Annotated in this window: 18 protein-coding genes and 2 pseudogenes; 16 read left to right on the top strand and 4 right to left on the bottom strand. The window is 52.9% G+C overall.

Features of this window, described 5'->3' with window-relative positions:
• The first annotated feature begins 11 nt into the window (after window positions 1-11).
• Window positions 12-1,046, top strand: a complete 1,035-nt coding sequence (locus MKY59_RS29890) for an NADH:flavin oxidoreductase/NADH oxidase (RefSeq protein ID WP_339275197.1) — start codon at window positions 12-14, stop codon at window positions 1,044-1,046.
• A gap of 136 nt (window positions 1,047-1,182) precedes the next feature.
• A complete protein-coding gene (locus MKY59_RS29885) occupies window positions 1,183-1,608 on the top strand; it encodes an SRPBCC domain-containing protein (RefSeq protein ID WP_339275196.1) in 426 nt (141 codons plus the stop codon).
• 132 nt (window positions 1,609-1,740) lie between these two features.
• On the opposite strand, the gene MKY59_RS29880 is transcribed toward MKY59_RS29885, so the two are convergent.
• Together MKY59_RS29880 and MKY59_RS29875 are read right to left on the bottom strand one after the other, a co-directional pair.
• Entirely contained in the window at window positions 1,741-2,250 is a 510-nt protein-coding gene (locus MKY59_RS29880) for a GyrI-like domain-containing protein (protein WP_290371424.1), read from the bottom strand.
• 24 nt (window positions 2,251-2,274) lie between these two features.
• Window positions 2,275-2,463: pseudogene (locus MKY59_RS29875) on the bottom strand (HTH domain-containing protein); the annotation flags it as partial.
• Window positions 2,464-2,604: 141 nt separating this feature from the next.
• Here MKY59_RS29875 and MKY59_RS29870 point away from each other — a divergent pair.
• The 4 genes and pseudogenes from MKY59_RS29870 (at window position 2,605) to MKY59_RS29855 (ending at window position 7,059) form a co-directional block, all read left to right on the top strand.
• Window positions 2,605-3,087 carry a GyrI-like domain-containing protein gene (locus MKY59_RS29870; protein ID WP_339275195.1) on the top strand — a complete coding sequence of 161 codons (483 nt, stop codon included), beginning with the start codon at window positions 2,605-2,607 and terminating at the stop codon, window positions 3,085-3,087.
• 215 nt (window positions 3,088-3,302) lie between these two features.
• Window positions 3,303-4,478, top strand: a complete 1,176-nt coding sequence (locus MKY59_RS29865) for an acyltransferase (protein WP_236413371.1) — start codon at window positions 3,303-3,305, stop codon at window positions 4,476-4,478.
• Window positions 4,479-5,742: 1,264 nt separating this feature from the next.
• Window positions 5,743-6,192: pseudogene (locus tag MKY59_RS29860) on the top strand (HNH endonuclease); the annotation flags it as partial.
• 210 nt (window positions 6,193-6,402) lie between these two features.
• Complete coding sequence (locus MKY59_RS29855; protein WP_339275193.1) at window positions 6,403-7,059, top strand: TVP38/TMEM64 family protein; 657 nt, start codon at window positions 6,403-6,405, stop codon at window positions 7,057-7,059.
• Window positions 7,060-7,113: 54 nt separating this feature from the next.
• On the opposite strand, the gene MKY59_RS29850 is transcribed toward MKY59_RS29855, so the two are convergent.
• Window positions 7,114-7,632 carry a cupin domain-containing protein gene (locus MKY59_RS29850; RefSeq protein WP_236413369.1) on the bottom strand — a complete coding sequence of 173 codons (519 nt, stop codon included), beginning with the start codon at window positions 7,630-7,632 and terminating at the stop codon, window positions 7,114-7,116.
• 155 nt (window positions 7,633-7,787) lie between these two features.
• Between MKY59_RS29850 and MKY59_RS29845 the strand changes: the two genes are divergently transcribed.
• Complete coding sequence (locus tag MKY59_RS29845) at window positions 7,788-8,786, top strand: NAD-dependent epimerase/dehydratase family protein (RefSeq protein ID WP_339275190.1); 999 nt, start codon at window positions 7,788-7,790, stop codon at window positions 8,784-8,786.
• A 169-nt stretch (window positions 8,787-8,955) separates the two neighbouring features.
• Here MKY59_RS29845 and MKY59_RS29840 read toward each other — a convergent pair whose 3' ends face one another.
• Window positions 8,956-9,129 (bottom strand): CsbD family protein, encoded by a 174-nt coding sequence (locus MKY59_RS29840; protein WP_339275189.1) that lies wholly within the window; start codon window positions 9,127-9,129, stop codon window positions 8,956-8,958.
• A gap of 199 nt (window positions 9,130-9,328) precedes the next feature.
• On the opposite strand from MKY59_RS29840, the gene MKY59_RS29835 reads away from it, so the two are divergent.
• From MKY59_RS29835 to MKY59_RS29795, 9 genes are all read left to right on the top strand, one after another.
• Window positions 9,329-10,261 (top strand): hypothetical protein, encoded by a 933-nt coding sequence (locus tag MKY59_RS29835; protein WP_339275187.1) that lies wholly within the window; start codon window positions 9,329-9,331, stop codon window positions 10,259-10,261.
• Between the two features lie 50 nt (window positions 10,262-10,311).
• Entirely contained in the window at window positions 10,312-12,132 is a 1,821-nt protein-coding gene (locus MKY59_RS29830) for an RNA polymerase sigma factor (protein WP_339275186.1), read from the top strand.
• A 697-nt stretch (window positions 12,133-12,829) separates the two neighbouring features.
• Window positions 12,830-13,267, top strand: coding sequence for a DUF1641 domain-containing protein (locus MKY59_RS29825; protein ID WP_236413362.1), 438 nt, complete (start codon window positions 12,830-12,832; stop codon window positions 13,265-13,267).
• Between the two features lie 24 nt (window positions 13,268-13,291).
• Window positions 13,292-14,473: an NAD(P)/FAD-dependent oxidoreductase gene (locus tag MKY59_RS29820; protein ID WP_236413361.1), complete on the top strand. Its 1,182-nt coding sequence runs from the start codon at window positions 13,292-13,294 to the stop codon at window positions 14,471-14,473.
• 162 nt (window positions 14,474-14,635) lie between these two features.
• The gene (locus tag MKY59_RS29815) at window positions 14,636-15,280 is read left to right on the top strand and encodes an SDR family oxidoreductase (protein ID WP_339275184.1); all 645 of its coding nucleotides are present in this window, start codon (window positions 14,636-14,638) and stop codon (window positions 15,278-15,280) included.
• A gap of 50 nt (window positions 15,281-15,330) precedes the next feature.
• Window positions 15,331-16,095 (top strand): response regulator transcription factor, encoded by a 765-nt coding sequence (locus MKY59_RS29810; protein WP_339275182.1) that lies wholly within the window; start codon window positions 15,331-15,333, stop codon window positions 16,093-16,095.
• A complete protein-coding gene (locus tag MKY59_RS29805; protein WP_236413359.1) occupies window positions 16,092-17,468 on the top strand; it encodes a HAMP domain-containing sensor histidine kinase in 1,377 nt (458 codons plus the stop codon). Before MKY59_RS29810 ends, MKY59_RS29805 begins: the two co-directional genes overlap by 4 nt.
• A 54-nt stretch (window positions 17,469-17,522) precedes the next feature.
• Window positions 17,523-18,392, top strand: coding sequence for a PepSY domain-containing protein (locus MKY59_RS29800; protein WP_339275181.1), 870 nt, complete (start codon window positions 17,523-17,525; stop codon window positions 18,390-18,392).
• A 124-nt stretch (window positions 18,393-18,516) separates the two neighbouring features.
• Window positions 18,517-19,128 carry a PepSY domain-containing protein gene (locus MKY59_RS29795; RefSeq protein WP_236413357.1) on the top strand — a complete coding sequence of 204 codons (612 nt, stop codon included), beginning with the start codon at window positions 18,517-18,519 and terminating at the stop codon, window positions 19,126-19,128.
• Window positions 19,129-19,231 lie beyond the last annotated feature (103 nt).

The following is a 19,231-nucleotide window of genomic DNA, read 5'->3' as shown; positions in this document are numbered from 1 at the left end:
ATGATGAGAAAATGACAGAATCTTTGTTTTCGCCATATCGCTTCAAGGGGCTCGAGTTGAATAATCGCGTGGTCATGGCACCGATGTGCCAGTACTCCGTAACGGCGAAAGACGGCATTCCCAACGATTGGCACCACGTTCACTACGTGAGCCGGGCGGTTGGGGGAACCGGCCTGATCATCATTGAGATGACCGATGTGGAACCGGACGGGCGCATTACCGACAATGACCTGGGCATTTGGTCCGATGAGCATATTCCCGCTTTTGCCAAGCTTGTGAATGGAATGCATGCATATGGCTCCAAAGTGGCGATCCAGATCGCGCATGCAGGGCGAAAAGCAGAGGATGCCAAACAGCCGGTGGCTCCTTCCGTAGTGACGTTCCCTGGCGAAAACTTCAAGACTCCACGTGCGCTGAGCACGGAAGAGGTTCAGGCCATGGTGCAAAAATTCGCGGACGGCGTACGGCGAGCAGTTCAAGCGGGTGTAGACGCGATTGAGCTTCACGGGGCGCACGGATACCTGATCCACCAATTCCATTCCAAGCTGATGAATCATCGCGAGGACGAATACGGTAAAGATTTGTCGCGCTTCGGCTGCGAAATCATTCGTGCGGCTAAAAAGGTGATGCCGGATACCATGCCGCTTATTATGCGCATTTCCGCCGTGGAATACGCCGACGGAGGCTACGATATCGAACATACCCTCGACATTTCACGGGCATATAAGGAAGTGGGCGTCGACATCTTCCACATCAGTTCCGGCGGCGAGGGCCCGTCTGGAACGCGGAAGCCGGGCAATTATCCCGGGTACCAGGTTCCGTTTGCCCGCCGTTTCCGAGATGAGCTCGGCGTCCCGGTCATTGCCGTGGGTTTGCTGGATGACGCCTCCCTTGCCCAAGCCGTGATCGGCAACGGCGATGCCGACCTCGTGGCGGTAGGCAGAGGCATGCTGCGTGATCCGTATTGGGCCAACCATGCCGCACTGAAGTTGGGTGCGGACGTCAAGCAGGCAGCCATTGCGCAGCAATATACGCGTGGATACTGATTGAGGCCGGGCCGAGGCATGGAGATGCCATGCACCGGCTTATTTGCATATTTGCACGATCCCCGGATATAGTGGTAGGAGCAACGTTTGAAACAAAGTGTACAGAGAACAATAACCTTGCCAAGGAGGCGAAGATATGGAATCATCAAGTGCATTGCCGGCAATCCGGCAACAACTCACGCTGCAGGCCCCTGCGGAGAAGGTATGGAATATCGTGTCCACGTCCGAAGGCATGGCTTCCTGGTTCATGCCCAGCAACTTGGAGCCTGTGGTGGGCCACAAGTTCATTTTGGAGGCAGGACCATTTGGCCAATCCCCTTGCGAGGTCACCGAAGTGCAGCCGCTGCATAAGCTCTCTTTTCGTTGGGGGAAAGATTGGACGCTGACCTTCGAACTTGAAGCGCATGGGGAGAACACGGACTTCACGTTGATTCACGACGGCTGGGATGCGGACAAGCTGACCGAGTTTGGGCAGGCTCACGCCATCGTACGAGAGAAAATGTCTCAGGGCTGGACTGGAATTGTACAGAAGCTCGGTCGGGTCGTGGAAGGCCACGCCTGATTCCGATTAGAACGATAGCATGTCAAAAGCCGCAGCGATGCTCCGACGGAATGCCGGGAGAATCCTGTGGTTTTTGTATTTTATAAGAACCTTAGACTTCGCGGCAGGGAGCTAACGAGGTTTATGAACGGATTATGGGCTTACGCCTTCTGCAGCGTTATCGAGTAAGGGGATGTAAATGTCCATGGACTGCGCATCGCCGGAATGCCTTGATTCCAACGAGTAAGCTGTCATGTTCGGCTCCAACCCGCGTTGCCTCAGCTTTTCTGCCAACCATAAGAAGGTTTGATCGGTTTCAGCCCGGTCGGAGCCGCCCTGGTGGGTGTAAACGGCATATTCGCACGCAGGAAGGGTCAAGCCGACCATACCCTGCGGTATTTCGTGAAGGTGCGACACCTCCACCCCGGCCACGTAACGATATATCTTTGAACGGCTCAGCGTAACGCCCGTACTGTTCCCTGCTTGCTTTTGACGAACGATTTCATGCCGCCTGCGCTCCAGTTCCGACCATAACCTGGGGATCATGACCTTGGCCATATACACGGCTGTGAAGGGGGCTTGGAACTCGATGCCGACAATGTGGATCTCGGGACGTAATACGCGCCGGAATGGATCGGCGGCCGGCTGTATGGAATCGGTCATGATTCCTTTTCGTGCAGCAGAGGGCAGCAAGGAATACCCTCCGGCCCTGCCGGCCTCTGCATACAAAGGTACCCCCATGCCGCTGAGCTCGTGCAAATACCGCAGCATGGTCCGATAGGATACGCCGAACTCGGAGGCCATGTCTTCCACGGTAAAGGTTCGTTTCTCATATACCCGCATCATCAGTTCGATCAAGCGCTGCGTTTTGGTCATGATACCGGTCGCTCCTTAAGAAGAAATGTTTTTTATTGTGACAGAATTTGTCATTATATTAGTATAAAATAGAGTCAGGCTAGCGACAACAAAGACAGCATGCGTGAACAACGAACAAACGCTGAAAGGGTGAGGAGAACGATGAATCAGGTCAACGAAGCGATGCTTCTGCATAAGGATGCCGCGGTAGTCATCGGATTGAAGTGGGAGGGAACATTTGCGGAGGCGGGTGCCGGTGGCATTCGAGCTGTGCAGATGGAATTCAAACGGCGATTGCCGGAAATTGAAGGTGTTCTCCATCCAAAGGAACTGCTAGGTCTGTCCTATCATATGAAGGAAACTCATTTTTCGCATCTTGTCGCTGTCGAGGTTGAAGCGGAACAAGAGGCTTCGGTTCCCGAAGGCATGCTGCGCATGGATGTACCTGCACAGACCTATGCCACATGCAGTCATGTCAAAGGACAGAGCATCGAGGCATCCTACAACCATATTTATGCCTGGATCGAGCAACAAGGCTTCAAAGCGTTGAACGAGCCGTTTACCCATTATGAGGTGTACCCGATGGATCAGGACCCGTACGATCCTGAACCTGAGTTTTCCATATTCATCCCCGTCAGCCAATAATTTTTTTGGCATACAGGTTGATTCCGCTTTATTCCTACAGACCGCGTCGTTGCGGTCTTTTTTGCATTTGGTGAAATTTTATGATGGCAAAAAAAGTTGAAAATTCAGGAATTTTTAAGAAGTTGGACTACCCTTATTAAGCTATATGCTTTTTAATAGAGATTGAGATTATCGCAATACGTTATTGACGAAATAATTAAGGAGAAACGCAAAACATGACAGAAACGATCAAAAGAGAACGAATACCGGAGTTGAATCTGGTCCGCGCCATGGCCATTATCGGCGTTCTGTGCGTGCACTCGACTTCATATGCCACTGTTGACATGACGGAATCGGGATACTACTGGTTGTACAATTTCATTAACATTTTCATGAAGTATGGTACGCCTTCTTTTATTTTTCTGAGCAGCTTTGTGCTGTTCTATAACTATTATTCCCGTCCGCTCGACAAGAAGTTGATCGGCAACTTCTACAAGAAACGGTTCGTGTATATCTTGCTGCCTTATTTCCTGTTCTCCCTGTTCTACTTCGTGATTCTTCACGTTACGCATTATCAGGGGCGTCCGTTCGGGGAATCGGCCATCAGCTTCATCAGCAAGTTGTTTACGGGCAAAGCTTACACGCACTTGTACTTCGTGTTTATCAACATGCAGTTTTACCTGCTCTTTCCGTTGGTATTATGGCTGCTCAAGAAATATCCTGCCGTCGTTAAATGGTCCGTGCCGATCGGGCTGCTTATTCAATGGGCCTTCATCGTAAGCAACAAATACGGATTCCAGGTACCGAACAAAGGAAGCTGGGCATTCTCTTACTTCTCCTACTTCATGCTAGGAGCATTCATCGGGGTGTATTTTCCGAAGATCAAGCAGTGGTTTATCGTTAGCCGCGAAAATGCGACCACAGGCCGCGTAGCTTCATGGATTGCCTTATGGATTGTATGGATCGGGGCAGGTCTCGGCCATGTATACATCTACTATCTGCTTCGCATGAAAATAGCTACGTACAATACGCTGTATTATGAGCTGTTGTGGAATGTACACACCTTTGCCTGCGCGCTGGTGCTCATCCAGATTTCTTACCTGCTGTACCGCAAGGGTCCGAAATTCCTCGTGAAGCCGCTGAGCTCGCTTGGGGCTTTGTCGTTCGGCATCTACCTGATTCATCCATTCTTCCTGCTGGTCTATCGCGAGTTTCCGCCGCAAACGGGAACATCTTGGCTGGTGCATCTGTGGTATGCGGGAGGTTTCGGCATCGCACTCGTTGCCTCGTGGATCGTGGTAGCCCTGACAGCGAGGTTCATCCCGTTCGCTTGGGTCATTTTCGGAAATCTGCCGAAGCCCAAACCGCGTTTGGTACCTCAAAGCAATCCGGGACAGGTGGACGTTCGTTAACGTCTATCCTGCATGGAATAATAAACCGTATCCTTGTCGACCTTAGGGTTAGGGATACGGTTTTTTTGTTTACGCTTTTTACAGCCTTTTTTGAAAAAATGAGAACAGGTGTTTCGTTCTGGTGTATAATGGGTAAGAAGGGTGTGGACATGAAACCAATTTTGGAAATAAGGTGATTCGAATGAAGACATGCGAACAATGCGGAAAAGCAGTCGAAGATATACTTGAGTATGTGGAACATATATTGCGCGAATGCGGACGAGCGCAGGGAAACGGAACGGAGAACGGTCCGGAAATCGCACAGGAGTGCTGGTATAAGGATTGCCGGAATTAGACCGTTCGGCAGGGCTTAACGATGCAATCTTAATCCGATCCGTCTTCGAAAAGCAGTCTGACTCCCTGAATGCCTCCGTTAGAGGTTTTCTTATCGGATGTGATACAATGGAAAGAAACCGGATTCATACGGAATCGAGGTGACATCATGGAGATGGGCACAGCCCCTTTCCGGATCAGCATGACAGAACATGAGGCCAGACAGACCAAAACATGTACATATTGCGGACATACCTACCCGTTGTCCGCTTTTCGGCGCAGAACCGGAAAAAGGGCTGGTGCCGGCTCCAGACGCGGGGCCTGCCGCAATTGTCGCCAACTTGGCGCGAATAAGGGTGAGCCGATGGCCGGGCTGGCAAGCGGACCGGCATGGTCAGGGCAGAGAAGTGTGGATGCCGCAGCGCTTCAGGCTCGAGACGAAGGGCGAGCTTCATCTGAGACCAAGGATTTATCGGGCGCGTCCGGCATCGGCAAACCGCGAAAAAAACGTGCCAAAACCGCAGCTTTCGACAGTGCAACAGCTGCATCTCCGAAGCCTGCACGATCGCCGGTTATCACGGAAGGTCTCGCAACCGAACCCGATTCCGGGACGGCAAGCATACCTGCAGCTGCTGTTGCTGCTGATTCCGCAACCGTCAAACGAAAGCGGAGAAGGCGCAAACGCAAAAGCAAACGTCCGGAACTGCAGGCGATAGCCGAACAGTCTGCAGGGGATGAGGCAGGCACACGCCCGTTGGTCCGGGCGGAGAGCGGGCGTCAAGAAGCATCCCCCGCACGAAAGGAATCAGCAGATGGAGAGGCTGCCGCGAGTGACGGCAAACGTCCGGCAGCTGCCCATGCCAATCGCAACCGAAGTGCCGTCGCGGATGGTCGCCCGCGTCGCCATGCTGCGGCGAAACCTTCGGTATTGGACCCGGAAGACCCTTCGTTTTTGCGTACGAACAGGCAGGGTTTGGTACGCATGCGCGGCAAGACGGACAAGGGGCGGCGCTGGCATCAGGAAGTCGAGATGGAGCTTGCGGTAACGCTCGTGAAGGAGAAGGCCGCCGTCGTTGTCAATCGATATACGATTCGCCGATTGTTCAGCAACAAGGACTTCAAGCGATATATTCTGAATCGTGACAGATATACCTGTTATTTCTGTGGTTCCTATGGAGACACGATCGATCACCTTCTCCCTCGGGCCAAGGGCGGTCATACCACGCCGATGAACTGCGTGTGCGCCTGCAATCTGTGCAACCAGTCCAAGGCGGCGATGGATGCGGACGAGTTCATGCGCTCCGGCATACCCGAATGGAATGCAGCCCATCAGGAAGAGATGAACGCGATACAGGATGAGATGAACACGATAGAGGAAGAAATGAATGTGATCATGGAATGAGAAAAGGGCCATTAGGCTCTTTTTTTGTCTAAACAGCAAGTACATAAAAAAACGGTTCGCTAATGCCGGGCGTAAACACGCCGAGAAGCTAAAATTTCATCAAATTAACATCCATTCGGGACTGGCTTCTACGTTATACTTGGGTGAGCGCATTTATGAGAATCAACGCCTTCGAATAAAGGTTTGAATACTGACGGATGGAGGGAGAGCATGACTCTGACGACCTTGGACATCATGTCGTACATCACGGAAGAGAACATCCGGTTCTGGATGGAGAAGTTTCGCTCGCTCGGACCATTGCCGGGCATTTTGCTGACATTTATGAAGTCGTTCGTGCCGCCGTTGCCGACCTTGCTGATCGTGGGGATAAACGGAGCCGTGTACGGATTGTGGGCCGGATTCCTGTATTCATGGATCGGAATCGTGCTGGGCTGCACGGTGACGTTCCTGCTGGTCAGGGAAGTCGGCAAATCCAGGTTCGTGGAACGCTGGTCCAACAAACCGCGCGTACAGCGAAGCATGGTATGGATCCGGCGCAATGCCATGGGATATGTGTTTTTGCTAAGCATCTTCCCGGTGGGTCCGTTTGTCATCATTAATGTGGCTGCAGGTATCGCAAGAATGAGACTGGCCTCTTTTTTGGTGGCAGTCGGGCTGGGGAAAGCGATCATGATCTTCTGCGTGACATATATCGGTTCAAACGTGGAACAGTTCCTTGAGCATCCCGTGCGCTGGCTGGGCGTACTGCTGTTCATTGCGATTTCGCTGTGGGCCAGCCGCAAGCTGGAACGCCACTTTACCCGTTCTTCCGAACGCGAGGATATGAGCAAGCTGGATCCGCCGGCAGGCGAGTCGATTTCCTCCTGAGGGGATATCCCCTAAACAATGGAGGTCGCGCGCCATGCCGGCTGTTTGCGGCCCCTATCCCCGCAATTTGCCCCAATGCTCTACCAGCGGGCCCCCACTGCCGTACACGGGATCGGTAAGAGGCAAGGGCACTTCCCGAATTTCATGCAGCACCGCTGGTCGTTCAGATCGTTCGCCAGTCTTAAGATTGTAGTTCATTCCTTCCGGATAAGCCCCGACGATGCGAAAGTCAGGGCTTTTTTCCATGCGTTTGTGGCCTGTTCCGGCAGGCAGCACGATGACATCCCCTGCTTCAACCCAAACGGGCTGCCCGTGCTCTCCGCCGAGCAAGAGCTTTGCCGATCCTTGGATGACCGCAAGCGCTTCGTGCGTATTGCTATGGTAGTGGTGAAAATCAAATACGCCGTTGGTCCAGCTATTTCCCCAACCGTTCCTGTTCAGGAGATGTTCGGCTTCAACCGGTTGGGCTGCCCAAACATGCCGGTACAGCAGAACAGGCAAAATGGGGTTGTTTGGAATGATCCCGTCATCCTTGAAATACAGGGTATCCACGCCAGCCTCTTTTGAATTCATCTATGCATCACCTCACTAAGTATTACCCATTCCCGACGCTGCGGACAAAGAACTCTGAAAACGCATGAAAAAACGATACGAATTGTATCGTTTTGAGGTATAATCATTGCATGTACGATTCAAGCATACAATGATGGCCTAGGAGGGATGAACTGGTGAACATTGTCATTACAGGTGCTTCCGGATTTGTTGGATTCAATCTCGCCCGTTATTTGGCGGAGCGGGGACATGGCCTTACTTTGATCGATCTCGATGATTATTGCCAGCGATTCTCCATGGGATCGAACAGCTCAACGATGCATCTTATCGCTCATAATCTGATAAGCGGCGGTTTGAAATGGCCTGAAAACACAGATTGCATCATTCATCTTGCGGCAATGCCTCATGTCGATTACTCGTACCACCGGCCTGTTGAAGTGTTTCAAAACAATACGGCAAGCACTCAGTCCGTTCTGCAGCACGCAGCCGATCATCGCATTCCGGTTATCCTTGCTTCTTCCGTTGAAGTGTATGGCGGGCAGCATGGGAAGGTGTACCGCGAATCGGATGAGTATGCGCCGGTATCCCCTTATTCCGCCTCCAAGGTAGCCTGCGAAATGCTGGCTCAATCCTATGCCCAATGTTACGGGCTTTCCGTAAAAGTCTTTCGACTCACCAACCTCTACGGGCCGTGGCAATTGCCTGACCGGGTCGTGCCCCGCAACATGGCCAGAATGATCGCCGGCCTTCCTTTGGATATACAGGGTTCTGCCGTCCGGGATTTCTTGTATATAGAGGATGCGCTGCGTGCCATCGAATTGATTCTCCATCATGGGCGGGAGCGCCATGTCTACAATATTTCTTCGGGCGTGGGCACAACCATGCAAGAGATCGGACGGGAACTTCAAAATTTGAAACCGTCAGGACGGGTAAACCTGTCTGAAGAAGAGCCGACCAATTCCCGAGGGTCAAGCCTGGTTATCGATTCCGGCAAGCTGCGCGCCGAACTGGGCTGGGAGCCGCAAACGATGCTTGAAGAAGGTCTTGAGCGGACGTTCGTTTGGTATGAAACACATAAGGATTGGGTGCGACAGTTCGCAAAGCAGTATGGTTGCTCCAGAGAGAACCGCGATTTTCTTGTGGATATGGCGAGATACGGAGTTGTTGCCGTCTGACAAAAGCAAAAAAGCCAGGGAAGGGTCGATGGATCCGAACGCCTTCCTTGGCTTTTTAACGTGTCCGCACCGTACTTACGGACGAAAAACATGTAGTAACGGACCGGGATGCCCTCATCCTGTTGTTGGATGAATCGCAACGATTAGATATCGCCCTCTTGGCGAACGGTTAGTGATGTTTTTTTACATCGGCAATTTTGTCTTGGACCGCCCCTTTGGCTTTGTCCATCTTGCCTTCTGCCTGAAGGGATTTGTCATTCGTTGCATTGCCGACCTGGTCCTTGATCTCGCCCTTGGCTTTGTTCACGCCTGCCTTGATCTTGTCGCTAGCCGAATTGCTCATGTCGATCATCTCCTTCATCGGAAGTGTAGTCCTTTATTAACCGGGATGCGCATGTTTTAAACGCCGAGCGTGGAAACCTTTCTTCACTTCGTACGCCTTTTTGTTGAGAAAGCTGTCAGAAATCGATCCCTTCCGGAGTCAATCAAGTATAGGCACTGAATGGCGGTGCTTCTTCAACTTCAAGGGAGGATGGTATGATATGAATGCATATATCGGAAATGGAGCGTACTGCTACGCCAACTCGGCAGCCATGATGCTGGCGGCCAAGGGAGAGACCATTGAGCCGGGACTGCTCGAAGTGGTCAGTGGTTTCTCGCTGGGAGCGCATCTGATACCCAGTGGATTGCTCTTTTTTGACAATTGCTCCGAAACTCCGGATTCGGGCATCACGAGGGCGATGGAACTGCTGGGCTTCCGCGTGCAGCATCGGGTACAGGAGGAGGGCACTGCACTACCTCTGTATGAGCTAAGGGAGGCGCTGGATCAAGGCCCGGTTATGCTTGGGCCTCTGGATATGGGCAAACTGGTGTATAACCCGAACCATAACAATCTTGGCGGGTGCGACCATTATGTGCTGGCGCTGGAGATACGAGAGCATGAAGTCTGGCTCCATGACCCCGCAGGCTTTCCTTATGTCTGCCTGACACTGGAACAGCTGAACGAGGCATGGAAGGGAGGCGTATTTCCTTGGAGTCCGGGTGCCTATCGTTTTTGGTCAGGCCCTGAGCGGGTTGAGCAACTTGACGTCAAGGAACTGCATCAGCGCGTGCTGAGCTGGTTCAGGGAAACGATGCAAAATCAGTATCAGACCAAGGCCGCGGAATCCGGGCGGACAGGAAAACAGGCAATACTGCATAAGGCAAACCAGATCCGTGATGGCGCGATTGATATGGACGAATGGAGTCATTACGTATATTTTGCCCTGCCTGTCGGTGCGCGGCGCGCCCATGATTACGGCTCGTTTTTCAAAAATAATCATGGTCAGCTATCGGGCTTGAAGTACAAACAATCCCGACAGTTTGGCGAGTGTCAATCCCGCCTTGCTGCCCGTCACTGGCAAGCGGCGGCAGATGCGATGGAAGCACTGGCCGAGACGGAGGCTGCCATCGAAGAGGCTCTGCTTCAGCTGTAGCCTTGCTGTATCCAGTCTGAAACATGCATCTTGGGAAGGAGAGAATCGACGTGAACAAATCTACGCTGAAGCGATCCATGGATCATTTGGACAGGGAAGCGCATGCGCAGTGTACAGAATTATCCGTGCTTGAGGATATTGTTCTCATCAAGCAGGCGAAATCTGGCGATTCGGCTGCATTCGAAGAGCTGGTGCGACGTTACCGGGTCCGGCTATTCGGCTATGCGCGTTCCCTGGTGAGGGATGCATATCTCGCTGAGGATATTTTGCAGGAGTCGTTGATTCGGGCTTTTGTCTATCTGGAGCAGCTTCAGGATGCGGAACGGTTCTCGGCCTGGGTACAGCGCATCGTGCGAAATCAGGCGTACTCCCGGATGCGGCGGCAGGATCGGCAGAAGGAGTACAGTTTGTCGGCATTAACGGAGGCCTTCCTGCCCAATGAGGGCGCTCCCCCGCACTGTTGGAACAGGAACGGGAGGGGGGACGGGGCGAATTGCGATTCGTTTGTCATCACCAGCGGCGATGCCGACCCGGAGCAAAGGCTTGCAGAGCGCGAGCAGCTCAGACGGTTTCACGAACTGCTTCATGGACTGAGCGGCAAGGAACGCGGCGTCATGCATGCTTATCTTATGGAGGAGCGTTCACCGCAAGAGATTGCTGCCGCGTTGGACCTCACTCTCGCCAACACGTATCAGCTGTTGTCCCGGGGGCGCAAAAAGCTGGCTCAGCGCCATATCCGTCTTTCGTTAAACGATGTACTGGCCGAACGGGCGCCTTATGGCAGCAAACAGGTCATTTTGCGTGAGCCTGGGTTCTTTCGCAGCCCGCAATCCTGGAGCTCAGCCGCTGAAACGCTGCATGAAATGCTGCTGTACACCGGCTCAGCCTTGTCCTTGCCCATGGTGATGGGGATGAGCGGACTGGCGTTTCGATTGACACTTTTCCCGCAGGATATCCATATCGCCGGTCCAACCGCATATAATTTCAAAGAAGTGCTATCGCGAGCCTTACGCTTCATGGGGTTTCCTTCACATTCCGTCGAGGGGGTGGGAACCGGAGCGGGACTCAATGCCAACCTGCTTGATCCGGCGCTGCGCGAAGGCAAAGCGAAGGAAAAAAGGCCCCTGGACCAGCGGTTGGCCAGTGCCGTTTCCTTGATCCACTACTCGATTGACCGCGGTGTTCCAGCCGTTGTCTGGGATTTGAATATTCCGGAGTTCGGGCTCATCTACGGATATGACAGTTCAAATCATACTTTATATGGCGCGGATTACATTCGTGCTGGCATTTATCCGGTCGACCATTTGGGGCGTGGATTGAACCAGGAAATTTTCGTGCTGGCGGCCGATGCCGCGGGCTCGAATGGAATTTTGGACGTAGGCGGGGCCCTGGAAGCTGCATTGGCTCACTACCGCGGAGAGGACCCTTATGCTTTGCAGGATACGGTTAGCGGTCTGGAGGCTTATGAAGCCTGGCGGAACGCTTTTCGCTGCGGGCGGATCGAACCCAATGGCAATGCCTATAATCTGGCCGTTCTGCAGGATGCGCGGTATTATGCGGCTGAATATCTCAAAACGCTATCCGAAAAGTGGGCGAGTGAACCAGAATATGCCGACTTCAGTGCCCTCTGCCTGGATGCAGAGGGAATCTACCGCACGATGACCGACAGGCTGGATGGGCTTGCAAGCCTGTTTCCTTTTCCTGAGGGCGGACGCCCGAATGACGAAATGAACGCGAATCAGGCGATGAGGCTGCTTGACCAGGTTGAGGCGCTTGAAAGGTCCGCCATCGCTGTATTGGAGAACATGCTGGCGGAATGGCGGGCGAAACAGCTGACGCAGGGACCTCGAAAGCTGCTTGGGGGAAAATGAGAGGCAGGAACCTTGATTATTCATGTCATTGGCATAAGGATTGCACGCCGTGCATTCCTTATTTCTGCCTGGAGAGACGTTGTTGGAAACTTCGAAGAATAAGCGGGCAAGGCGCGCTGCATAATAACCACAGTGACGCATTTCGTTGCATGAAAAACCATGATTTTGGAAGAAGGGCTTCTTATCAGCCTAAAAAAAATCGTGACCGGTGTGATGCTTCGTACATATGGTCATATAGGAGCTTGTCCTAATACCATATATGGTAGGGTGAAAGGCAGCATATGGAAGTAAATGGACCGCCCGGCGAGCCGCAATACTTGACAAAAAAATCGGATTTGTTACAATGTTCACAATATCTTCACAAGTGTAAAAAATTTCTTTTTCATGTTCATGTGCAAGAGGTGTAATATAAGGATATAGAGTTCGATTTCGGCCTGCTTGTCGTTTTGTGTGTCAACACTTGTTGTCCGCAATAGACCTATGTATTTTGCGTCCATCCACGTTTGGAGAGAAAGGATGCAAAATGCTGACCTAAATACAATGCATAATGTGAGAGTGGCCAAAGGGCTGCGCTCTTTCTATTGTGTGAAATTTGGTACATTGGTATTGTATCGTTTGTATTCCTGGTTCGGCTCTGATTGACAGGCATCATGAAAGTCGCGGACTTCTATCCCAAAGTAAAGGAGGACTTTCTCTTATGTCACAATCGCCTACTCAACAAGAGGTGCCGGTAACAGAAGGCGCCGACCAGCAACAGTCCCTGGACGTGCTGGATCAACTGATGAAGCCTGAGGTACAGGAGTCCCTTACCGTACTGGTAGAGAACCTGCCTAAACTGGCTGAAATGGTTACGGTAATGACCAAAGCTTACGATTTCGCACAAAGCATCGCCACGGACAAAGTTCTGATCAGCGATACGATGAGCGCGATGGGCGAATTTGCCAAACCTGTAGTGAACACTGCAAAAGGTGTAGCTTCCGCTGCCATCGAAGCAGGAGATCGTGCACAAGTCGACCAATCGACGGTCGGTCTGTTCGGTATGCTTAAAATGCTGAAAGATCCAAACGTACAAAAATCGCTTCGTTTCGCTCAAGCTTTCCTGAGTGTTCTGAACGAGCGTCAACAACAGCGTTAAGATTAGAAAGAACGGAGGATGGATATGTCGAAGCAAATCTTGATCTTGGGCGGCGGCTACGGCGGTTTGTTGACTGCGCTGACTGCGCGCAAATACTTGACCCCGGAAGAAGCGACTATTACGGTCGTTAACCGTTTCCCTACGCACCAAATCATTACGGAGCTGCACCGTCTTGCGGCCGGAAGCATCGCCGAAAAGGCGGTTGCCCTTCCATTGGAGAAATTGCTGCGCGGCAAGGACGTGAACCTGAAAATCGATACGGTGGACAGCATCAAACCTGACGAGAAAAAAGTGCTGATGGCTAGCGGTTCCACATACTCTTACGATGCACTCGTCGTTGCCCTGGGCAGCGAAACGGCATTCTTCGGAATTCCTGGATTGCAAGAGCACAGCTTCACGCTCAAATCCGTTGACGACGCAAACCGCATCCGTGCACACGTTGAAGCGCGTCTGGATGCTTACAAACAATCCGGCAACAAAGCAGACGCTACGTTTGTTATCGGTGGCGGCGGCTTGACGGGTATCGAGCTTGTCGGCGAATTCGCTGACCTTCTGCCAGGCGTATGCCAAGAGAAAGGTATCGATTTCAAAGATATCTCCCTCTACACGGTCGAAGCAGGTCCTTCCATTCTGGCAGGGTTCCCGCCAGAGCTGGTTGAGCGTGCAAAAACAAGCTTGGAAAAACGCGGCGTAAACTTCATTATCGGCGTTGCGATCACCGAAATGAAAGAAAACGAAGTAATGCTGAAAGACGGCAGCTCCATTCCTACGAATACGCTTGTATGGACAGGCGGAGTCCAAGGTAATGCAGTTGTTGCCAACAGCGGAATCGAAGTGGATCGCGGCCGTGCGAAAGTTACGGAAGTTCTGCAATCCACATCCCACAAAGACGTGTTTGTTGCCGGCGACAGCGCAGTGGTCTTCCCTAGCGAAGGTGCTCGTCCTTACCCTCCAACAGCACAACTGGCTTGGCAAATGGGTGAAACCATCGGTCACAACCTGGGCGTAATGTTCAAAGGTGGCGCAATGGAAAGCTTCACGCCGGTATTCTCCGGAACACTGGGAAGCTTGGGTCGCAAAGACGCTGTCGGCATGATCGGCGGCAACCAGACTCGCCTGAAAGGCCTGCCTGCAACAATGATGAAAGAAGCAAGTAACATCCGTTACTTGTCCCATATTCACGGTTTGTTCGCACTGGCGTACTAATAACCGTAGCAATGCAACAGGGCGCTCTCCTCGGGAGCGCCTTTTTGATTATTTCGTCGTTGGTTCAAGTAGAAAGTGGGCGCTGTTCAGCGGTTATAAAAGCCACGGTTGGTTATGGTATATTAAGGCGTATATCACCATAACCGGAAGGAGCGTATTATGATGAACATATTCGTTATCGGAGCAAACGGACAGATCGGAAAACTGCTGGTAGAACTGCTGGCCAAAGAAGCAGCACACCGGGTTACCGCCATGGTTCGAAAAGCTGAACAAGCGGAATCGTTGAAACAGCTTGGCGCCCATGTCGTCATTGGCGATTTGGAGGGGAGCGTGGAAGAGCTTGCCGAAGCGATGAAGGATCACGATGCAGTCGTATTTACGGCAGGTTCTGGCGGTTCCACGGGAGCGGACAAAACGCTGCTGATCGACCTGGACGGAGCGGTGAAAACGATGGAAGCGGCGAAAGAACGCGGAATCAAACGATATATTATGGTCAGCGCATTTGGCGCGGATCAGCGGGAAAAATGGTCCCAGGCCATCAAGCCCTATTATGTGGCAAAGCACTATGCGGATCGGGCGTTGTTGGACAGTGAACTAAACTACACGATCATTCGCCCGGGCGGATTAAAGAATGAGCCGGGCACCGGCAAAGTGGCCGTTGGCACGGACTTGAAGCCGGGAAGCATCCCGCGCGAGGATGTTGCCCGCGTTATCGCGGCATCTTTGCAGGAAGAGAAGACGTATCGCAGGGCATTCGATCTTGTGGCCGGAAACGATGCCATTGAGGATGCATTGGGCAAGCTGTAGCACGCATATCGGATATGGGAGCTGGAAAGTGGATTAAGGGGGAAAGCTGTATGGATGAAGCCGTGCTGGTCATTGAAGACGAGCCGAAAATTGCGCGCCTGCTGGAAATTGAGCTGCAATATGAGGGATACCGCGTAGGAAAGGCTGGCAGCGGAACGGAAGGGTTGGAGAAATATGCAGGCGGTCAGTGGGATTTGATTCTGCTGGACATTATGCTGCCTGGTTTGAGCGGCATCGAGGTTTTGCGGCGCATCCGGGCAAAGGATGCATCGATTCCAATCTTGCTGCTGACCGCCAAGGATTCGGTGGAAGACAAGGTTTCGGGCCTTGACCTGGGGGCCAACGATTATATTACGAAGCCGTTCCGTATTGAGGAATTGCTTGCGAGAGTACGTGCAGCATTGAGGTTAAGCGCCGCGGCGGCATCGGCGGCGGTTTCTTCGATGGGCGGACCGAATGAGGGGGGAAACGGCGGTCAGGTGTCAGATGCCGGAATGGCGGAGCCGGAGAGCGGATGGTTATCTGCGGCAGACCTGAAGCTGAACGAAGGAACCCGTGAAGTGCTGCGTAACGGCAAGCCGATCGAATTGACGCCGCGGGAGTTCGACCTGCTCGTATATTTGCTGCGCAACCAGCGCCAGGTGCTGACGCGCGACCAGATCGTACAGTCCGTTTGGGGGTTTGACTATTACGGCGATACCAACGTGGTGGATGTCTATATCCGCTATGTGCGCAAAAAGGTGGATAACGGCTTCGCGCAGCCTTTGATCCATACCGTGCGTGGCGTGGGTTACGTGCTCAAGGAAACGATATGAGCCTGCGCAGCAAAATATACGGGTACTCTTCCGTCCTGTTCGCCGTGCTGCTAATCGCCGCGAATTTGTCGATCTATTATGTGTTTGAATGGATGTCCATGGATAATGAAATCAAACGAATCGAGGCCGAGGCCGAATCGATTGTGTCGGGGGTTCGCCAGTCGGCGGATGCGATTCCGCCGGACGATCTGCTTCGGGCTTATGCGCCGCTGAACGGCATGCTGCGAATCGTGAACGAGGACGGCACCAGTTCTCCACCGGTTACGACGTTTAACGAGGAGGAGCTGAGCAAGCAGCCCTACAAATACGAAAGCGCCAAAAAATCCGAATATATCCGCGTCGACCAGACCGGTTACGTGTGGGTGTCCGTGCCCTTGATTTGGCCGGACGGCAAAGTGGTCAACGTGCAGGTTACCGAGAGCATTGCGGATACGGAGAGTCGCCTTGCAGTGCTGCGCACGGTACTGATCGTCGTCACGGTTGTGGCGTTGATCCCGGCCATCGCAGCCAGCCGGATTCTGGCCAACCGAATGACCCGGCCGATTCAACAGATGACGAACACCATGAGCGACATTCAGTCGAGCGGCCAGTTTAAACGCCTGGTGCTGGGAGCGGGTTCAAAGGATGAACTGAACACGATGGGCCAGACGTTCAACCGAATGATGGATTTGCTGGAATCGAACTTTGAACGGCAGGAACGGTTCGTTTCCGATGCATCGCATGAGTTGAAGACCCCGCTTACCATTATCGAGAGCTATGCCAGCCTGCTGCAGCGGAGAGGCAAAGAGCAGCCGGAGGTGTTCGAGGAAGCGGTAGATGCGATCCTGTCGGAAGCGGTCCGCATGCGGGAAATGACCGAACAACTGCTGCAGCTGGCCAAGCAGCCCGAACAGTGGAATGTGCGGCTGGACAAGGTGAATGTTTCCCGACTGGTGCAGGAATCGGCCATGGCTTTTCGGGAGGCATACCATCGTAAAGTGACATGCGAAGCTCCAGACAACGTCTGGGCAGTTACGGATGAAAGCAAGCTGAAACAGCTTTTGTTCATCCTGTTGGATAATGCCCGCAAATATAGCGAGGATGACATTGCTGTCCGGCTCGAAGCAAGCAAAAGGGATTGCGTGATCCGAATCGTGGACCGGGGGATCGGCATCCGCGAAGAAGAATTGGACAAGGTATTTGACCGCTTCTATCGCGTCGAACAGTCCAGAACCCGCAGCGAAGGCATTAGCGGATCAGGGCTGGGCCTTTCGCTGGCGAAAGATATCGCCGAGGCGGTAGGTGCACGAATCGAGCTTGCAAGCCGTGTCGGCCGAGGCACTGAGGCGTCCATCGTTTTGCCGGCTGCAGCTCGGGAGGTCCCGTTCTCATGAATTTCTCATTCTTCCCTTTTATAATACCCATAGAGCACGGAAGGAGGACATGGAATGGAGGACGGGCATAACGGCTATAACAGCCACAACAGCCATAACGATCATAATAGCCATAACGGTTATCTATCACAGCATTCCCGGATGAAGAAGCAAGATCAGATCCCGCAGGTTGGCGGACGTAAGGGCACTGTCGGGCTGCGTGCTCTAGGCTGGATCGTGGGGAGACTCGTTGTGGCGGCAGTTGTTGTATGGACGGCTGTGTGGTGGCGACCTTGGGAATCCGGACGGGCAACGTTGACCGCCGAGGCAGCTGCGCAATCGGTACTGAAGCAGTACCCCGGGGAAATCGTCAGCTCCACGCTGAAAGACCGTACCTATATGATACAGCTTCGCTCCGAAACGGGACTGTATGACATTCAGCTGGATGCGGTAACGGGAACCGTGCAAGCCATCAAACGATTGGAAGCCGGCGAGCGATCGGAGGAGAAACCTCTGTTAAGCCGGGAGCAGGTCAAAACGGAGCTATCGAATCAGACCGTGGGACAAGTGGAATCGCTGGAACTGATCGAGAAGGATGGCAGCCCCGTATACACGGCCGTGGTCCAAGCGGCAGACAACAGTCGTGCGGAATTGACGATCGACCCTTATGAAGGGAAGGTGCTGTCCTCGAAAAAACTGCAGCCGTCCGATCGGAAGTCGGATGGGGAGAGTGCGGCTCACATTTTGACCGAAAAGGAAGCCGAACGCAAAGCTTTGGCGAGGGTGCCTGGGGAGGTCGATGACATCGAACTGCGCAGCACCGACGACGGCATTGCTTATTACTTGGTAGACATCGATCTGGAAGACGGCCGTGAAGCTACGGTGCAGGTCAACGCCATCTCCGGCGACATCCGCTCGGTTACGTGGGATAAGGAAGACGATTGAGCGGGGCGCGAACCGGTTTGTCGTTTTCTCATCAAATTCTAATCTTGTTCTCCATGCTCTCTCATCCTTAAGGGTTAAGCTGTATTTGTAGACGAGATCAGAACATGACATGAGGAGATGATGGATGATGATGAACAAACGTAAACTTTGGATTGGCACGATATCGGCGGCAGTATTGTTGAGCGGAACGGCCGTAGCGGCGGCAAGCAGCGGCATCGGTGGACAATCCGCGCAGCAGGCGTCGAAGCCGACTTCGCAAGTGACGACTCAAACGGGCACGGAAACGCTGTTGACGGCAGCGCAGGCCAAAGCAGCAGCCTTGAAGGCGGTTGAAGGGAAAGTGGACGATGTGGACTTGGAGCGCAGAAACGGCCAAACGTTCTATGAGGTCGAAATTGACCGGAAAGGCAACGATGCGGTTGTGCGTTTGGATGCATACACCGGGAAAATTGTTGCCGTGCTTAATGACGACGATGACGACAATGACGACGATTACACAACAGGCACGGTTGCTGCGGGTTCCAAAGAAGTAAAGCTGACGGCAGCCCAAGCATCGAGCATCGCGTTGAAACAAGTGGGCGGCGGCAAAGTGACCAAAGTGGAGCTGGACCATGACGACGGCCGCTATGTGTACGAAGTCGAGCTGAGAACGGATCAGGGCGAGGCAGACGTCGATGTCGACGCCGACACGGGCAAAGTGTTGAAGTTCGATCAGGACTTTGATGATGAGGATTAAATCCAACGATATAATTTTATCTATAAAAAGGCATTGCTGTGCCTGAACAGAGGAGGCGCTTCCGGGGAAGCGTCTTTTTGCTGTTCTACCGGCGCTGCAAAGC

It is taken from the genome of Paenibacillus sp. FSL W8-0426 (assembly GCF_037969725.1).
Lineage (GTDB): Bacteria > Bacillota > Bacilli > Paenibacillales > Paenibacillaceae > Paenibacillus > Paenibacillus hubeiensis.
This window is presented reverse-complemented; position numbering and strand designations above follow the sequence as displayed.

What these genes read in the sequence shown, in the direction of transcription:
- MKY59_RS29865 (WP_236413371.1), top strand. Translation starts at nt 3,303, where the DNA reads ATGACAGAAACGATCAAAAGAGAACGAATACCGGAGTTGAATCTGGTC.
- MKY59_RS29890 (WP_339275197.1), top strand. Translation starts at nt 12, where the DNA reads ATGACAGAATCTTTGTTTTCGCCATATCGCTTCAAGGGGCTCGAGTTG.
- MKY59_RS29855 (WP_339275193.1), top strand. Translation starts at nt 6,403, where the DNA reads ATGACTCTGACGACCTTGGACATCATGTCGTACATCACGGAAGAGAAC.
- MKY59_RS29825 (WP_236413362.1), top strand. Translation starts at nt 12,830, where the DNA reads ATGTCACAATCGCCTACTCAACAAGAGGTGCCGGTAACAGAAGGCGCC.
- MKY59_RS29805 (WP_236413359.1), top strand. Translation starts at nt 16,092, where the DNA reads ATGAGCCTGCGCAGCAAAATATACGGGTACTCTTCCGTCCTGTTCGCC.
- MKY59_RS29820 (WP_236413361.1), top strand. Translation starts at nt 13,292, where the DNA reads ATGTCGAAGCAAATCTTGATCTTGGGCGGCGGCTACGGCGGTTTGTTG.
- MKY59_RS29840 (WP_339275189.1), bottom strand. Translation starts at nt 9,129, where the DNA reads ATGAGCAATTCGGCTAGCGACAAGATCAAGGCAGGCGTGAACAAAGCC.
- MKY59_RS29885 (WP_339275196.1), top strand. Translation starts at nt 1,183, where the DNA reads ATGGAATCATCAAGTGCATTGCCGGCAATCCGGCAACAACTCACGCTG.
- MKY59_RS29800 (WP_339275181.1), top strand. Translation starts at nt 17,523, where the DNA reads ATGGAGGACGGGCATAACGGCTATAACAGCCACAACAGCCATAACGAT.
- MKY59_RS29815 (WP_339275184.1), top strand. Translation starts at nt 14,636, where the DNA reads ATGAACATATTCGTTATCGGAGCAAACGGACAGATCGGAAAACTGCTG.
- MKY59_RS29870 (WP_339275195.1), top strand. Translation starts at nt 2,605, where the DNA reads ATGAATCAGGTCAACGAAGCGATGCTTCTGCATAAGGATGCCGCGGTA.
- MKY59_RS29835 (WP_339275187.1), top strand. Translation starts at nt 9,329, where the DNA reads ATGAATGCATATATCGGAAATGGAGCGTACTGCTACGCCAACTCGGCA.
- MKY59_RS29810 (WP_339275182.1), top strand. Translation starts at nt 15,331, where the DNA reads ATGGATGAAGCCGTGCTGGTCATTGAAGACGAGCCGAAAATTGCGCGC.
- MKY59_RS29850 (WP_236413369.1), bottom strand. Translation starts at nt 7,632, where the DNA reads ATGAATTCAAAAGAGGCTGGCGTGGATACCCTGTATTTCAAGGATGAC.
- MKY59_RS29880 (WP_290371424.1), bottom strand. Translation starts at nt 2,250, where the DNA reads ATGACCGATTCCATACAGCCGGCCGCCGATCCATTCCGGCGCGTATTA.
- MKY59_RS29795 (WP_236413357.1), top strand. Translation starts at nt 18,517, where the DNA reads ATGATGATGAACAAACGTAAACTTTGGATTGGCACGATATCGGCGGCA.